The sequence below is a fragment of the Enterococcus sp. AMC1086 genome (genome assembly GCF_058216575.1).
This window is the reverse complement of the sequence record NZ_CM177100.1, coordinates 2780681-2796876: the sequence shown is the minus strand read 5'-3', so window position 1 is coordinate 2796876 and position 16196 is coordinate 2780681. Positions and strand designations below refer to the sequence as shown.

At 36.5% G+C, this 16196-nt stretch carries 16 protein-coding genes; all 16 read left to right on the top strand.

Translation table 11 applies throughout. The features are described 5' to 3' along the window. The first annotated feature begins 426 nt into the window (after positions 1-426). The 16 genes from AC4BC4_RS13130 (at position 427) to AC4BC4_RS13055 (ending at position 15850) form a co-directional block, all read left to right on the top strand. Positions 427-768, top strand: a complete 342-nt coding sequence (locus AC4BC4_RS13130) for a type II toxin-antitoxin system PemK/MazF family toxin (protein WP_438758331.1) — start codon at positions 427-429, stop codon at positions 766-768. A gap of 374 nt (positions 769-1142) precedes the next feature. Next, on the top strand, positions 1143-2153 hold the full coding sequence (locus AC4BC4_RS13125; protein WP_490475985.1) for a Gfo/Idh/MocA family protein: 1011 nt from the start codon (positions 1143-1145) through the stop codon (positions 2151-2153). Between the two features lie 480 nt (positions 2154-2633). Further along, on the top strand, positions 2634-4511 hold the full coding sequence (locus AC4BC4_RS13120; RefSeq protein WP_490477382.1) for a BglG family transcription antiterminator: 1878 nt from the start codon (positions 2634-2636) through the stop codon (positions 4509-4511). Beyond that, positions 4508-4846, top strand: coding sequence for a PRD domain-containing protein (locus AC4BC4_RS13115; RefSeq protein WP_490475984.1), 339 nt, complete (start codon positions 4508-4510; stop codon positions 4844-4846). Before AC4BC4_RS13120 ends, AC4BC4_RS13115 begins: the two co-directional genes overlap by 4 nt. Positions 4847-4904: 58 nt before the next feature. Beyond that, positions 4905-5258 (top strand): glycine-rich SFCGS family protein, encoded by a 354-nt coding sequence (locus AC4BC4_RS13110; protein WP_438758335.1) that lies wholly within the window; start codon positions 4905-4907, stop codon positions 5256-5258. 119 nt (positions 5259-5377) lie between these two features. Beyond that, positions 5378-5752, top strand: coding sequence for a DUF4312 family protein (locus tag AC4BC4_RS13105; RefSeq protein ID WP_490475983.1), 375 nt, complete (start codon positions 5378-5380; stop codon positions 5750-5752). After that, positions 5753-6535, top strand: a complete 783-nt coding sequence (locus AC4BC4_RS13100) for a DUF4311 domain-containing protein (protein WP_438758337.1) — start codon at positions 5753-5755, stop codon at positions 6533-6535. A gap of 24 nt (positions 6536-6559) precedes the next feature. After that, on the top strand, positions 6560-7222 hold the full coding sequence (locus AC4BC4_RS13095; protein WP_490475982.1) for a DUF4310 family protein: 663 nt from the start codon (positions 6560-6562) through the stop codon (positions 7220-7222). A 124-nt stretch (positions 7223-7346) separates the two neighbouring features. Next, complete coding sequence (locus AC4BC4_RS13090) at positions 7347-8666, top strand: PTS sugar transporter subunit IIC (RefSeq protein ID WP_490475981.1); 1320 nt, start codon at positions 7347-7349, stop codon at positions 8664-8666. A 314-nt stretch (positions 8667-8980) separates the two neighbouring features. Continuing rightward, complete coding sequence (locus tag AC4BC4_RS13085) at positions 8981-10069, top strand: DUF871 domain-containing protein (protein WP_490475980.1); 1089 nt, start codon at positions 8981-8983, stop codon at positions 10067-10069. Between the two features lie 8 nt (positions 10070-10077). Beyond that, positions 10078-11187, top strand: a complete 1110-nt coding sequence (locus AC4BC4_RS13080; RefSeq protein WP_490475979.1) for an amidohydrolase/deacetylase family metallohydrolase — start codon at positions 10078-10080, stop codon at positions 11185-11187. After that, entirely contained in the window at positions 11177-12271 is a 1095-nt protein-coding gene (locus AC4BC4_RS13075) for a DgaE family pyridoxal phosphate-dependent ammonia lyase (RefSeq protein WP_490475978.1), read from the top strand. The genes AC4BC4_RS13080 and AC4BC4_RS13075 overlap by 11 nt, the downstream gene beginning before the upstream one ends. Before the next feature lie 14 nt (positions 12272-12285). Continuing rightward, positions 12286-13029 carry a 2-dehydro-3-deoxy-phosphogluconate aldolase gene (dagF, locus tag AC4BC4_RS13070; protein ID WP_490475977.1) on the top strand — a complete coding sequence of 248 codons (744 nt, stop codon included), beginning with the start codon at positions 12286-12288 and terminating at the stop codon, positions 13027-13029. 131 nt (positions 13030-13160) lie between these two features. Beyond that, on the top strand, positions 13161-14171 hold the full coding sequence (locus AC4BC4_RS13065) for a sugar kinase (RefSeq protein WP_490475976.1): 1011 nt from the start codon (positions 13161-13163) through the stop codon (positions 14169-14171). 197 nt (positions 14172-14368) lie between these two features. Next, a complete protein-coding gene (locus AC4BC4_RS13060) occupies positions 14369-15379 on the top strand; it encodes a DNA topoisomerase IV subunit B family protein (RefSeq protein ID WP_490475975.1) in 1011 nt (336 codons plus the stop codon). Between the two features lie 30 nt (positions 15380-15409). Next, positions 15410-15850, top strand: a complete 441-nt coding sequence (locus AC4BC4_RS13055) for a YaiI/YqxD family protein (protein WP_490475974.1) — start codon at positions 15410-15412, stop codon at positions 15848-15850. The last annotated feature ends 346 nt before the right edge of the window (positions 15851-16196 follow it).

The following is a 16196-nucleotide window of genomic DNA, read 5'->3' as shown; positions in this document are numbered from 1 at the left end:
GGGGTTAGTGGATTGAAAAATATTATTCTTTATTTTAATCAATATATAGAGAGAGTGCTTCTATTTTTCCAGAAAACAAGAAAATATATAGAGGGATTTTAATGATTAATATTTGTTGTTTTTTTGATATAAATACTGGCTAATAAGCCTTTTTTTAATTTTTATGGATTTTTTTAGTCTATCCACTTCAAATCTATTCTTTTTTATTTAGGGATTATACTGATTTTAAATTAAATGTTTTTGTGTATTTTAGTTTTTTTAAAATAAACGCTATTATGTATATTTTTCTCATTAAAGACTTTTTTTATAGAGATTATCAAAGTTTTAAGTGATTGCTATAAAAAATTGAAAAATTTTAATTTAAAAGCATGATATAATTTACACGGAAGAAGTTTTTGATTAGATTAGTTAGGGGGACAAAGTATTATGATACGAAGGGGAGAAATCTTTTATGCAAATCTCTCGCCTGTTGTTGGTTCGGAACAAGGAGGAATTAGACCTGTATTGATTATTCAAAATAATAAGGGGAATTTATTTAGTCCAACATTGATTGTTGCGCCTATAACTAGGAATGTGAATAAGAAAATGCAGCCGACTCAGGTCAAAGTAGATATACCTCATGACGAGTGCATGACGCCGTCATTAGTGTTGTTAGAACAAATCCGAACGTTGGATAAAGAACGAATTCTTCACAAAATTTGTCAGTTACAAGAAGACGATATGTTAAAGGTCAACCAAGCGCTGAAAATAAGTATTGGTATTCGTTAAAAATGGGAGTAGTACATAGGTAAGGATATACATAAACATTCGTAAATAATAGATCGAAAATCAGGAGAATGATTAGCTCAAATGATTTGCGAATATGATTTTAAATCGAAGATTATTAGAGAAGCAGGACAGAAGTTCATTTTTGGGGCTATTTACTTCTGCTGCTTTTCGTATATAGAACTAGGAGCAAAACAAAACAGTTAGTTTTGCTTCTGGTTCTATAAGTGTTGAACGGACACTAGAATGAAAGATGCAATCAATAAGTGACTATCAAAAAATAAACACTTTCTCTGGAAAAATAGTTGTCTTTTAAAAGAATTCTTTTGAATTTTTTATGGTGTACGTCTATAGTGTAATCAAAGGAGTCGATACGGATGAAGAAAATTCGTTATGGTATTTTAAGTACAGCGCAAATCGTTCCTCGTTTTGTGGAAGGAATCAAAGAAAGTAGTTTAGGTGAAGCTGTAGCAATTGCATCACGTACGTATTATAAGGCCGCGAAGATGGCAGAGGAATTGGCTATCCCTAAAGCTTACGGCAGTTATGAAGAACTCTGTAAGGATGAGGAAGTAGATATCATCTACGTAGCTACATATAATAAGGGACATTATGAAGCGGCAAAAATGGCGTTGACTTATAAGAAACATGTTTTAGTTGAAAAGCCGTTTACTTTAAAGTTATCTCAAGCAAAAGAACTTTTTGAAGTAGCAGAAAAAAATGGCTGTTTCTTGATGGAAGCGCAAAAATCTGTTTTTTTACCGATTAGTCTACAAGTGAAAAAAGCAATTCAGCAAAACAAAATTGGCGAAATACACTGGCTGCAATCGATCACGTCTTATCCTAATGTTGATCATATCAGTTGGTTTCATTCATTAGATGCCGGAGGTGGAGCATTACATGGGTCAGGTAGTTATCCTTTGCAGTACATGCAATTTATATTGGATCAATCGATCACGGAATATTACGGGAACGCTACAAGAAAAAAAGGGGCCGCAGATGATCAAGTAAATATGGGACTGACGTTTCAAAATCAAGTGTTGGGAACTATTTTTATCTCTGTTAAAGTGGATATTCCAAGTAAACTGACGATTTATGGTGATAAAGGACATATAGAAATTCCATATTTTTGGAAAACAAAACAGGCGACTATTTATTACGACGATGGTAGACAAGAAACCTTGATAGGTGAGTTTGATAGTGAATTTGTATTTGAAGTGGAGCATGTGAATGAATGTCTTCAAAATCACTTGTTGGAAAGTCCTGTTATGACTAGAAATATGACGTTAGATACTGTAAGTATCGTAGATCGTCTTTATGCTACGTGGCTGGAAACGGACGATAACTCAGAAAAATATTGCAATCACAGTATATCTATGTTAAAGTAGTCCTCATGCGACGAGTTGACTCAATCAGACAGCTTCGGCTGTTCCGTTTTGACGGCTAGTGATTGACAAAACAACAGAGGCACATATGTTAAATCATACCTACCGGATGTAGGCGTGTCGGATAAATATTTTTGTGGAGAAGATGTTATCTATTTATTTTTATAAATACTGTGGTAAAAAGAAGACTTCGGTCTTCTTTTTATTTTGAAAAGAAGCGCATCGTTACACTATTTGGTGCAATAAGAATTCAATAATGATTATTGTTGATTGCACTAAGAAGAAACAGTCATAATACTAGAGATCAGGCTGAATAGTTCTTAAGTAACATTTTACAAAATAGCGCTTTAAAGAATATAAAATTTCTAGAAGAAATAGTATACTAAGAAGGTTGCACTTGTGTAAGTGCAACTTTTTTGTGTTGTTATGCAATAAAAATCACGCTATAGTTCAAGTGTAAGGGAAAGAAAGTTGGTGAGTAGAATGTCACTGCACTTATCAAAACGAGCAATAAAAATCTTGTTGTTGCTTTTAGATTTAGAAGACAGTGTTACGACAAAAGAATTGGCAGAAACCTTCCATGTTAGTGTACGGACAATCAAATATGATTTAGAAAATGTACGTGAGTGGCTTAAAGAACAGAACGTTTTACTTAAAGCGCGTCGTAATAAAGGTATTTGGTTAGAAATACCTGATTCCGAACGATTGACCTTGAAAAATGAAATTATTGAAGTAGAACGTTTTGAAACTTATCCGGATCAGGAACTAAGAGTAAATCAATTGATTTTTCGATTGTTATTAGCGCCTAACTGTCTAACGTCACAAGCGTTGGCAGATGATTTACAGGTCAGCAGAAATACGATCATCAGTGATTTAGATCGTGTAGAAGAATTGACCCAAACGTATGACCTTGCACTTAATCGCCAAAGTCGGCTAGGATTTTCGATTGTTGGGAAAGAAAGTAAAATACGATTGCTGATGGAATACATCACCCAAAAAGAAATAACTGAATATGATATTTATCAAATCATGAGTTATTTTGTCCACTTAGGACAGCAGAAAAAAATGCAGGAAGTTCATGTTGGCGTCAATACAATTTTTCAAAAAATTTATCAAGTTGCCTTAAAAGAAATGACGGGACTGTTAGATCCTTCTTTATTTGATCAATTTAATTATGCTGAAATACTTTCGATTACATTACGTGTAGCGATTGCGGCTTCAAGAATGCAGCTTCATCATACGGTTGGCGGATATAAAATGTTAGCAAATCAAAATGTGTTAGAGCAAAAGCAAGAGTTGCCGTTTTTATTGATGAAAAAAGTCTTTGATCATTACGAGCTACCGCTTTTGGCAGATGAATATTTTTATATTTATAGTGATGTGTTTGTTGCAAATAATCAGCAAGACATCGTCGGATTGACAGAAGAGTTGATCAAAGATGTCTCAAAAGAAGTCGATTTTCCTTTTTATCGTGATCATCAGTTATTTACAAATCTTTTTGCTCATTTATCCTTACGTTTAACTAAAAAGCATCTGTTTATAAATGAGTATAATCCGTTTGTTGATGATATTAAAGCGAAGTATCCACAATTATTTTCAGCAATTCAGCTTGCAAGTCAAAGTGATATTGTAGGATCTGCTTTGTTGATAAATGATTCATTTATTGCCTACATTGCTTTGCACTTTCTAGTTGCATATGAGAAAAATTTGCATGAAGTCAACGTGGTAAGAATCGTATACGTGTGTTCGACCGGTTTAGGTGTGACGAGTTTGATCGAGCAGAAAATTATGGAAGAGGTCTCGAATGTTGAAATAGCTGGATTTGCTTCTGTTTTAAATGCAGTGGATGTAATAGAAGAAAAGAATCCAGATTTAGTTTTGAGTATTTTTCCGATCGAAAGTATGAATCGTCCTTTTGTTAAAGTCAATCCGCTGCCAACGGAAGTAGATATTCATACTATCCAAGAAGAAGTTAATAAAATCTTGATCCAGACGAAGGCTGGAAACGTACCACGTTTAGTCCCTCGTCAGCAAGTCAAAGAAAAACAAGGAATCGAAGCCGAAAGTCGGGATATTCTTGTACGGACATATGTGATTTACGAAGAACTACTAAAAGCGTTCGCCAAAAAATTATCGCAGGAATATAAAGAAGCATTTTTGCTTCATGTAATGCTGATGGTGCATCGAATCACATTTGATAGCCAATATGAAAACGAAGGGAATATCATCAAAGAAACCTTACTGGACCAGAAAGAATTGGTTGGACGCATCGAAGAAATTTTTGCTAAATGTGATTTGATGGTTAATCAAGCCGAGATTACCGCGCTGTTGAATTATATAGAAAAGGAGGAACTTGTATGAAGTTAAATGAGGATGCTAAAAAAATCATTGATGAAAGTTCAAACAAAAGCGAGTTGGGAACGGTACTCAAAAAAATAAGTGAATTGTTGGAAGAACAAGCGATTCAACCGACAGACTTACAATGGACGATTTTGATTAATCATGTCAATGAAATGATTAAACGCTCGATTGCTGGGGAACAAATGTCAGGAGTTGATCCAGTCATGTTTGAAGAGGTATCCGAAGAAGCCTTAATGATCGCAAATGAAGTGGTTCAGCATATTGGAAATTTACCGCAAGATGAAATGTATGTATTATCGATTCATTTTGAAACAGCTAAGCAAAACGAAGGATAAAAAAGAGCTGAAGTCTTTTTTATCAAGCGTTTAAATAAAAAAATTGGAGGAATAAATCATGGTAACAGTAGTAATAGCAGATCGTTTAGGTAAAGGACAAAATGTCGCAAAAGGTGTGGAGGCTGCAGGAGGTCGCGCAGTTGTTGTTCCTGGTATGGGAGCAGATATGCGTTTAGGGGATGTAATGCAGCAAGAAAATGCTGATTTGGGAATTTCATTTTGTGGAAGTGGCGGTGCAGGTGCATTAACGGCTGCTACAAAATACGGTTATCCAGAACGTCATGGTATGCGTTCAATTGATGAAGGTGTGACAGCAATCAATGATGGGAAAACTGTTTTAGGCTTTGGATTTATGGATCAAGAAGACTTGGGTAAACGGATTGTTGAAGCATACATGAAAAAAAACGGATAGGCGTTGAATAACCTTTCGGAAAAAATGGAGTGAGACAAAAAACGTCTTAATTAATTTCACCTATTTTCTGTCAAGGTTGAACAAGCCAGCTCAGTTTTAATAAATAGGAGGGAAATTTAATGGGGAAAGTAACAACTAAAAAACGCCAGATCATTCGAGTTGAAGGAACAGGCAAGGAAAAGCACTTGGCTTTTGCTAATGCATTGAATCAAATTCATAGTCAAGTGCTAAAAGAAAAAAATGACGTAATCGTTCGGATCGAACCGATGACCATTCAGATTGTAAGAGCAGAACAAGAAACATTTACAGAACGTTTTTTCTTTTTCTTCTTACCTAGGGTGCGTGCAGATTATCGTGTACTGTTAGATGTTGAAGTGGAAATCACATTGATTGAAATGGAAACAGTCTCGTTTGTGGAGAAAAAAGTTGCTGATCCAAATGGTTTTCCTATCTTTTTTAGAAAGAAAAAAAGAATGTATAAGGAGGCAAATTAAATGGATGTTTTAGTTGTTTTGATCAAATCATTATTGATTGGAGGTTTAGTTGGATTTTCAGCTGGAGCTGGAGCTGCAAGAATGTTTCATGCGCCCAATACACAAGGACTAGGTGCATTTAGAACATTAGGTGAAATGAATGCTTGTGAAGGGGATGCGGCCAGTCACTTTTCTTTTGGATTAGGTTTCTTCTTTAATGCTTGGGCATCCACAGTTGGAGCAGGGGCATTTACACAAGATGTCGATCATCGTGTTATCCCAAACTGGGCAGCAGCGGCCTTGTTGGTAAAAAATAAAGATATTGCGCAAACGATGCACAATCCTAAAAAGATGGGAATATCCGGAGCCATTATAGGAATGTTGGTTGTGGCTTTCTTGAATACAACAGCTTCAGCAATTCCTGAGTCGTTGCAAGTAACAGCCGTTGCAGTTTTAGTACCGGCAGCAAATTTATTGATCAACACAGTAATGCCAGTTTTATTCTGGTTAGCTGCGATCGATGCTGGAAAGCGTTCGGGTTTTTGGGCCACGATTTTTGGAGGACTTGCAACAATGATCATGGGCAATGCAGTTCCAGGTGTTGTATTAGGAATTTTAATCGGTAAAGGTGTGGATGAAATCGGTTGGACTAGAGTGACTAAAAGTATGATGGCAGCAGTAATTTTATTATTTGTATTTAGTGCTTTTTTCCGCGGATTTGATTTACAAATGATCGAAAGTTTCCGTTTGCAAATTCCTATTTGGTTGCAAAATATGCATGATATTTTTAGTGTTGGCAAATAATTAAGTCGAAAGTGAGGAACTGTGATGGATGAAATAGTGGCGTTAGAAAAAAAGAATTTTTGGTTTGCTGACTGGTCATTTCCGATTTTAGTCGGGCTATTGTCAGCAGGCGTATTTGCTGGAACACATATGTATATAGAGCATGGTGTAGGGGCATTTAATGAAGTGGCAATCGTTGCGATGCTGAAGGCTGGTATGGATGGCGGTTCTTATGGGGCGGCTGCCGCATTTGGTGCAAGTTTCTTGTTTGCTCGCATTTTAGAAGGATCATTAGTTGGTATTTTAGATATTGGTGGTGCGATTTTAACAGGTGTTGGGATTGGGGTTCCGGCGATTCTTTTAAGTATGGGAATTACGGCGCCCGTAGAAAATTTTGGCCTTTCTTTATTGACGGGTATGATTCTTGGTTTGATCATCGGTGGAATTATTATCATGATTCGTAAATTTACGATCAATCAGTCAAACTCTACATTTGGTGCAGATGTCATGATGGGTGCAGGAAATGCTTCTGGCCGTTTCTTAGGACCTTTGATCATCATCAGTGCATGCGGCGCTTCTGCTCCAATTGGGATTGGATCGATCGTTGGTGCCGTGATTTTCTATATTTGGAAAAAACCAATTGCAGGTGGCGCGATTTTAGGTGCGATGATATTTGGTGCAATGTTTCCTGTTGATTTACCTAGTTAAAAGCAAAACGAAATTGCACTTTTCTTTTGAAAACCGTTTACATTATAATGTTACTATGTTATTATAAATTGAAAATAATTTGATTTTTAATTCATACTAATTTTTGAACGGAGGACAAAAAGAAATGAATGGTTTTGTGCAGTGGATGGAAGTAAAATTGATGCCGATTGCCAATAAGTTTGGCTCTCAAAGACATATGACAGCGATTAGAAAGGGGCTTATTGCAACAATGCCCTTGACGATCGTAGGGGCTTTTTTTACAGTATTTCAGAATATTCCGATTGATGCTTATATGAAGTTTATTGAGCCTTATCAGGCAGTTTTGGATATTCCATCACGATATACGATGGGGATTTTAGCGTTGTATGCAACCTTTGGGATTGCTTCTTCTTTAGCGACAAGTTATAAATTGGATTCTTTAACGTGTGGAATTTTAGCTGTTATGGCTTTTTTGGTAACAGCGGCCCCCCCAACACGGGTTTTTGAAGATGTCAAAGATGTGATTGGTGCTGGTCGTTACATCAATTTAGCCAATATCGGTTCTGCTTCACTGTTTGGTGCAATTGTTACAGCGCTGGTTTCTGTTGAAATCTATCGTTTCTTTGTTCAAAAAGATATCACAATTAAGATGCCAGACGGTGTGCCACCAGAAGTATCTAATTCTTTCATTGCGTTGATTCCAGGCGCTGTAATTTTATTACTATTTTGGGTGATTCGCCATGTTATTGGTTTTGACTTAAATGGTTTCTTGAGCACGTTATTGATGCCGCTAAAAGATACATTAGCTGGAAATAGCTTGTTTGGCGGACTCCTTACAGTTTTCTTGATTTGTTTCTTCTGGGTGTTAGGGATTCATGGGCCAGCAATTATGGGACCTGTTATCAGACCGTTTTGGGATATGTCGATTGCTGAGAATACACTTGCCTTTCAAGAAGGGGCATCTGTTCATAATTTGCCTAATATCTTTACAGAGCAATTTTTACAATGGTTTATCTGGATCGGCGGTGCCGGTACAACTTTAGCTTTAGTCGTTTTAATGATGTTTTCTAAATCAACCTACTTGAAAAGTTTAGGACGTTTATCCTTCTTACCAGGATTGTTCAATATTAATGAACCTGTGATTTTTGGTACACCGATCGTGATGAATCCAATTTTAGGGATTCCGTTTATCGTGGCGCCATTGATCACAACAACATTTTCTTACTTCTTAACTGTTACAAATGTGATTCCGATGATGGCAGCACGTTTACCATTTGCAATACCTGCGCCGATCGCTGCTTGGATGAGTACAAACTGGAGTGTTCCTGCAGCACTTCTTGTCTGTGTCAATTTCGCAATTACTTTGGCGATCTACTACCCGTTCTTCAAAGTATATGAAAAACAACAGTTAGATAAAGAAGCAGAAGAGTTAGCAGCTGAAAAGAAAGCAAAAGCAGCTGCATAAGTAAGAAAAAAGAGAGGGAGGGTAGTAGCGTTACTACCCTCTTTGGTGATTAGGGTCATGTTCATTTGGTTCATAGTATTTTTTATTCTTAGTCAAGTAATGATTGAAAGAAACTGGCTGCCAGAAAAATTTACTGATTTACGGTTGTTCCATCTATGTCTTATTTCAATTGGTTTAATTTTTATATTGATCGTCATTGGAATTTTAGTTAAACAGCCTATATTTATAGTAGGAACCGGTACTATTCTTTGCAGCTCAGTACTTTCTTGGAAATATAGAAATAAATTCGACCATATAAAGCGGGGGTAAAAGGAATGAAAAGAGTATTAGGTGTATCTGTTTATCCAGATCATAGTGATATAGATAAAGATAAAGCGTATTTAAAAAAAGCTAGTGAATGTGGATTTTCACGGATTTTTATGAGTATGTTGGAAGTATCGGAAGGCAAAGAAGTTGTAAAAGAAAAATTTAAATCGTTGATTGCATATGCGAAAGATTTAGGTTATGAAACGATTTTAGATGTTGCACCAAACATTTTTGATGAGTTACAAATTTCATATGATGATCTGACCTTCTTTTATGAGACTGGTGCGGATGGAATTCGTTTAGATGCTGGATTTGATGGAAATAAAGAAGCAAAGCTGACGTTTAATCCATTTGATTTAGCGATTGAGTTGAATATGAGTAATGATGTGGCTTATCTTGATAATATTTTGACATATGAAGCAAATGTACCATTTCTTTACGGGTGTCATAACTTTTATCCGCAAGAAGGGACCGCATTACCTTATGATTTTTTTGAGCGTTGTAGTGTTCGTTTTAAAAGGCATGGGATTCGTACAGCGGCATTTATCAATTCTCAAGTGGGGACAATCGGTCCTTGGGATGTGAACGATGGGTTACCGACGTTAGAAATGCATCGACATTTGCCGGTGGATGTTCAAGCAAAGCATTTATTTGCAACGGGATTAATCGATGATGTGATCATTGGAAATGCGTATGCTTCAGATGAAGAGATAGAACTATTAGGTAGCTTAAATCGTTATCAATTAGAATTAGCGATTGAATTTACTGATGATGTAAGTAACGTTGAAAAAGAAATTGCTTTGACTGAACAGCACTTCCGTCGCGGGGATATCACTGACCAAGTCGTTCGTTCAACCGAAGTTCGTAAAAAATACAAGAATGAAGCGAATCCTGCACATGGTAATACGCAAATGTTTCAAATGGGTGATGTTGTAATCGGTAATGATGCATTTGGAAAATACAAAAATGAGTTACAAATTGTTTTACAGCCACATTCAGATGACCGAAAAAATAAAGTAGGTCAAATAACAGAGAAAGAATTGTTGTTGTTGGATTTTGTAAAACCTTGGACAAAATTTAGATTTAAAGAAAAGTAGGAGATAAAATGAGCTACGATTTGGTCATAAAAAATGGGAAAACTATTGAAGGAAACCCAATAGAAATAGCAATTAGTGCTGGAAAAATCGCAAAGGTTGCAGATAAAATCGAAGCAAAGAGCAAAAAGTTGATTGAGTTAGAGACAGGCACATACGTTTCACCCGGTTGGATCGACGATCATGTTCATTGTTTTGAAAAGATGACCTTATACTACGATTTTCCAGATGAAATTGGTGTCAAAAAAGGTGTAACGACAGTAATCGATGCTGGCACTACAGGTGCAGAAAATATCCATGATTTTTACGATTTAGCCAAACAAGCAAAAACCAATGTATATGCTTTAGTAAATATTTCAAAATGGGGCATTATTGAACAAGACGAGCTGGCAGATTTAAGTAAAGTGAAAGAAGAATTAGTTCACAAAGTCTTAGCTGAACTACCTGATTTCATCGTAGGAATCAAAGCTCGCATGAGTAAAACGGTCATTGGTGATAATGGGATCACACCTTTAGAAATGGCGAAGAAAATTCAGAAAAAAAATAATGATTTACCGATGATGGTGCACATTGGATCGGCACCTCCAGAATTGGATGAAATCTTAGCACATATGTCTAAAGGTGATATCTTGACTCATTGTTTCAATGGGAAACCTAACGGGATTTTAAACAAAGAAACAGATCAAATCAAAGACTTTGTCTGGACAGCTTACGATAAAGGGATTGTATTTGATATCGGTCATGGAACGGACAGTTTTAATTTTCATGTTGCAGAAACTGCTTTAAAAGAAGGGATGAAAGCAACTTCGATAAGTACGGATATTTATATCCGTAATCGTGAAAAAGGACCAGTTCATGATTTAGCGACAACTATGGAAAAACTGCGTGTTGTAGGCTATGAATGGGCTGAAATTATTGAGAAAGTGACAGCTGCTCCAGCTAAAAATTTCCATTTTGACACAAAAGGATATCTAAGAGAAGGATATGATGGAGATATCACGATTTTTACAATCGAAACAGGCCAAAAGAAATTGACCGATTCAAATGGTTTCACAAGAGAAGCAAAAGAAGTGATCAGACCTGTAAAAACCATTATTGGAGGAACAGTTTATGACAATTAGTTACGAAAAATTCAATTTAAAAGAAGTCATCAATGCCTCAGGTAGAATGACGATTTTAGGGGTATCAAAGGTTTCTGAAAATGTCTTAGCGGCTCAAAAATTCGGTGGGGAGCATTTCTTCGAGATGAGTGAACTAAGTATCCAAACAGGTGCTTATTTAGCGAAAATATTGAAGGTTGAAGATGCGCAAGTTGTTTCTTCCGCATCTGCTGGAATCGCGCAAAGCGTGGCGGCTTTGATTGGTGAAGGGTCCATATACCATGCTTATCATCCGTACACTGATAAAGTGGTGAAACGTGAAATCATCTTACCAAAGGGGCACAATGTAGATTATGGCACACCAGTTGAATTGATGGTCCAACAAGGTGGCGGACAAGTTGTGGAAGCGGGTTATGCTAATATGTGTTCGAAAGAGCATATTCAAATGATGATTACCGATCGAACCGCAGCGATTCTTTACATCAAGAGCCACCACGCAGTTCAAAAAAGTATGTTAAGTGTGGCAGAAGCCGCAGCTGTAGCGAAAGCGCATAAGTTACCATTGATCGTTGATGCGGCAGCGGAAGAGGACCTATTCCAATATATCGAATTAGGTGCAGATCTAGTGATTTATAGTGGTGCTAAAGCAATTGAAGGACCAAGTGCAGGACTTGTAATTGGGAAAAAAGACTATATCGAATGGATCCGTCTTCAAGGTAAAGGCATCGGACGAGCAATGAAAATAGGCAAAGACAATATCTTAGGATTCACTCAAGCAGTTGAAGATTATGTGAAAAATGGCAGTGAATCTGGAGACGCAATGCAAGTACGTTTAGCACCATTTATTGAAGACTTGAACAACATCCAAAACATCGAAGCCAAAGTTGTTCAAGACGGAGCTGGAAGGGATATTTACCGTGCCAGTATCAAAGTAAGCGGCGAAAAATCTGCCAAAGAAGTCATTCAAGAACTAAAAGCTGAAAGCCCAGCAATTTACACTCGTGAATATCAAGCGAATAACGGTATCATTGAATTCGATATTCGTTCAGTCAATGAAGAAGAAATGAATAAAATGATCAAAAGACTACAAGAGATTATGAACTAAAGGAGAGAAAAATTATGACATTAACACCAAACTATTTAGAGGACCGCATTTGTTTAAATGTCCTAGCTAACTCAGTAGAAAACGCGAAAGACTGCTACGACGCTGCAGAAGGGCATATTGTTTTAGGCGTATTATCTAAAAACTACTCAACAGACGAAATGGCGATCGAAGACATGAAAAAATATTCAGCCAAAATCAACAATGCTTTATCTGTCGGTTTAGGTGCAGGAGATCCAAACCAAAGTCAAATGGTTTCAAGAATTTCAAAAGACTTACAACCACAACATGTGAACCAAGTATTTACAGGTGTAGGCACATCTCGTGCTTTACTAGGACAAAATGAAACAATCGTAAACGGCTTAGTCTCACCAACAGGCAAAGTTGGTATCGTCAATATCGCAACAGGTCCATTAAGCTCACAAACTCCAGCAGGAGAAGTAACGATCGAAACCGCAATCCGTTTATTACAAGACATGGGCGGTAGCTCAATCAAATTCTTCCCGATGAAAGGTTTAACACACATCGAAGAATACAAAGCTGTTGCACAAGCTTGTGCTAAATATGATTTCTATCTAGAACCAACGGGGGGCATCGATTTAGAAAACTTTGAAGAAATCGTGCAAATTGCAGTGGATGAAGGCGTGAAGAAAATCATTCCTCATGTATATAGCTCAATCATCGATTCAGCAACAGGAGATACAAGACCAGAAGATGTGAAAACATTACTTGGTATGATGAAAAATACATTGAAAAAATAAAAGCAGAACAAGCTCGTTCAGACCTGACAGGAAAATAGGGAACCTTACCTGTGGCGCTTTTTGCCACATTCAAGGTTTATCTTTTTTCCGAAGGGCAAGCTTGTAAAGCTAGAAAATAGGTAGGGATTAAAATGAAAATTGCAGCTTTTGGTGAAATAATGATGCGTTTGACACCGCCAGAATATTTGATGCTAGAACAAACTAAAGAGTTACGTTTAGACTTTACAGGAACAGGCGTCAATATTTTAAGTAATCTCGCTCATTTTGGCTGTCAAACAAGCTTACTGACGAATCTTCCTGATAATCGTTTAGGTGAAGCCGCTAAAGCAAGTGTTCGTCAGCTAGGTATTCAAGATCGCTGGATCGGCGTATCTGGCGCTCATATCGGCTCTTATTTTGCAGAAATGGGATTTGGACCAAGACCGACTCAAGTAACCTATCAAAATCGTCGAAATAGTTCCTTTGGTGTGAGTGATGCTTCATGCTATGATTTTGATTCATTTTTAGAGGAAACAGATTTGGTTCATATTTGTGGTATCTCTTTAAGTTTGACTGAAGCGACTCGTGAGGCTGCGCTTATTTTAGCTGAAAAGGCACATACATTGGGTAAAAAAGTTTGTTTTGATTTTAATTTTCGTCCTAGTTTAAACGAAGCTCATGGCATTTCATTCATGAAAGAACAATATCAAAAAATACTGCCGTATTGTGATTTAGTATTTGGCAGTCAGCGAGATTTAACTGATTTATTAGAGATGCCTCTTAATGAAACGTTAGATGCTGACAAACAATTTGAAGAAATAGTGCATCGATTTATGCAGAAATATCAAATTGCGTATTTTGCTGGAACGATTCGCCAATATGAACGTGATAAACATTATTTAACTGGATTTTTATTTGATTCAGAAAAATATGCAACAACAGCTCCCAGAGAGATCACTAATTTAGATCGAATCGGTGCAGGTGATGCGTATGCAGCAGGTGTCTTGCTAGGGTATAGTGAGTCATGGTCATTAGTAGAAACGGTGGAGTTTGCTACAGCAAATGGTATCTTAGCTCACACGATTCAAGGTGATGTACCACTAACAACACGAAAACAGGTCAGACATATCATGGAACAGCCAACGGTCGATTTAATTCGTTGAGAGAAAGAGTAGAATGAAATAGTATAAATGCGTTTATACTACTTTCGTTCTGCTCTTTTTTTCATTATAATGAAGAGAAGTACGGAATTTAGCGAAACCATTTACGTGGCGAAGATAAATTGGTATGCTAAGGAAGTAGAGCTATTATTTTGTACGTTAAACGTATATAAAAAGTCTGTTTACAGGAGGAAATCAACATGACCGATGAAAATATTTGGAAAGCTCTAGACGATGATGTTTTGAAAGATAGTATTCGGAAACGACCAGGTATGTACATTGGTGGAATTGGTCCGACAGGCTTAGAAAGTATGGTCTTACAAGTGTTGGATCATTTACTTCAATTAGCGGTTGATTTAAAGCAGACAGAACTTTCAATCGAACTTTCAGAGAAACAATTTATTTTTTCTTTTTTCAGTAAAAAAGGATTTTTTTTAGATAAAATGCCAGAAGAGCAGTATACACCGCCTTACCTTTTTCTTTCAGTAGTCAATGCATTGTCGGAGCAACTAGGTTTTGGTATAGAAAAATTAGGAAAACGAACGATTCAGATTTATCAAAATGGACAGTTAAATAAAAAAGCACTGATTCCGTCAGAAGATGAAGGGCAAAGAATTGAATTGGCTTTTACACCTGATGCGCTTTTATTTGGCAATAAGCCGCTATCATATTTCATTTTATTCAATCGTTGTCAACAATTGGCGATGCTGAACAGTGGTTTGACCATCACATTGACTGACGGGAAAAATCAGAAAAATCAGTTTCATTATGAGCAAGGACTTGTTGAGTATATTTTTCAAAAAGATGACAGTATTACGAGAGGTTCGGAGCCTTTGATTATCAACACGATTAGTGAAGGCGTCTCGATTCAAGCCGTTATTTCAAAAAATGGTTCGACTAGTATTAAGGATAGTTTCGTCAATGGACATCTACCTTCTGATGGTGGTACGCATCTTGATGGATTTATTCAAGGAACGGTGGATGCAATCAATCAGTTTTTAGAGGAAACTAATCGTTTGAAGTATCTAACCGTCGATAATTTTCCAGAACGATTTGATATCGTTCTTTCAATTAAAGTTAAACGACCTAGATATACGGGTGCGATCAAAAAGAAAATTAGAAATCCAGAACTGTATAAAATCATGAGAGAAGCTGTTTTTTCAGAAGTGTCTATCTTTTTAAAACGGCATCCAGCTTGGTATTTAAATTAAAACGATAGATCATCATTGAAAGGTGAGCGTATGAGAATTTTTATTGATGGTGATGGTTCACCAGTAAAAGATACAACAATTGAAGTCGCATTGGATTATTCGATCGACGTTGTGATTGTGACAAGTATCGATCATTATTCATTGAAAGAATATCCTGAAAGTGTTTCTTTTGTCTATGTAGACAAAGGAGCTGATGCAGCCGATTATAAGATTGTTCAGTTGATCCAACCAGATGATATTTTAGTGACGCAAGATTATGGTTTAGCGTCATTGGTATTACCTAAAGGTGTCCGAGTGTTGCATCAATTAGGATATGAATATACAGTAGAAAATATGGATGGATTGTTGGAACAACGTTATTTCAGCGCAAAGGTTCGAAAAAGTGGAGGACGCACGAAAGGTCCAAAAGCTTTTACGCAGACAGATCGTGAAAAATTTAGAGAAAATCTTGTATTGCTGATTGAGAAATAAGATGTGAATGTTAAACATGAAAGCTCCTCAAAAGAATGTCTTATTTTCTTATTTAGTTAAGTGGATAAAAAGACTCAAATTGTTCGAAAAAATAATAATGCAAAAAATTCATCGATTTTATGATTTGTTTCTATTCTGACTAACGCTTTTATGCTAAAATATGAAGGAACTATTTTAAATTTATTTGTGGGATCCGATATTAATGATATTTATACTACCTAGCGTTATAGGCTAGCTCTTCGGAAAAAGAAAATCTAATTGTGGTTAAAAGTGCCACTCTCATATTTTCCTATTTTTCAGTCAGAGTTAAACGAGCCCGCTACGCTTTAAAAATTAGGAGGAAAAG

Bases quoted from the DNA above. Each gene is read 5' to 3' on its own strand.
- AC4BC4_RS13130 (WP_438758331.1), top strand. From the start codon at position 427: ATGATACGAAGGGGAGAAATCTTTTATGCAAATCTCTCGCCTGTTGTT.
- AC4BC4_RS13125 (WP_490475985.1), top strand. From the start codon at position 1,143: ATGAAGAAAATTCGTTATGGTATTTTAAGTACAGCGCAAATCGTTCCT.
- AC4BC4_RS13120 (WP_490477382.1), top strand. From the start codon at position 2,634: ATGTCACTGCACTTATCAAAACGAGCAATAAAAATCTTGTTGTTGCTT.
- AC4BC4_RS13115 (WP_490475984.1), top strand. From the start codon at position 4,508: ATGAAGTTAAATGAGGATGCTAAAAAAATCATTGATGAAAGTTCAAAC.
- AC4BC4_RS13110 (WP_438758335.1), top strand. From the start codon at position 4,905: ATGGTAACAGTAGTAATAGCAGATCGTTTAGGTAAAGGACAAAATGTC.
- AC4BC4_RS13105 (WP_490475983.1), top strand. From the start codon at position 5,378: ATGGGGAAAGTAACAACTAAAAAACGCCAGATCATTCGAGTTGAAGGA.
- AC4BC4_RS13100 (WP_438758337.1), top strand. From the start codon at position 5,753: ATGGATGTTTTAGTTGTTTTGATCAAATCATTATTGATTGGAGGTTTA.
- AC4BC4_RS13095 (WP_490475982.1), top strand. From the start codon at position 6,560: ATGGATGAAATAGTGGCGTTAGAAAAAAAGAATTTTTGGTTTGCTGAC.
- AC4BC4_RS13090 (WP_490475981.1), top strand. From the start codon at position 7,347: ATGAATGGTTTTGTGCAGTGGATGGAAGTAAAATTGATGCCGATTGCC.
- AC4BC4_RS13085 (WP_490475980.1), top strand. From the start codon at position 8,981: ATGAAAAGAGTATTAGGTGTATCTGTTTATCCAGATCATAGTGATATA.
- AC4BC4_RS13080 (WP_490475979.1), top strand. From the start codon at position 10,078: ATGAGCTACGATTTGGTCATAAAAAATGGGAAAACTATTGAAGGAAAC.
- AC4BC4_RS13075 (WP_490475978.1), top strand. From the start codon at position 11,177: ATGACAATTAGTTACGAAAAATTCAATTTAAAAGAAGTCATCAATGCC.
- dagF (WP_490475977.1), top strand. From the start codon at position 12,286: ATGACATTAACACCAAACTATTTAGAGGACCGCATTTGTTTAAATGTC.
- AC4BC4_RS13065 (WP_490475976.1), top strand. From the start codon at position 13,161: ATGAAAATTGCAGCTTTTGGTGAAATAATGATGCGTTTGACACCGCCA.
- AC4BC4_RS13060 (WP_490475975.1), top strand. From the start codon at position 14,369: ATGACCGATGAAAATATTTGGAAAGCTCTAGACGATGATGTTTTGAAA.
- AC4BC4_RS13055 (WP_490475974.1), top strand. From the start codon at position 15,410: ATGAGAATTTTTATTGATGGTGATGGTTCACCAGTAAAAGATACAACA.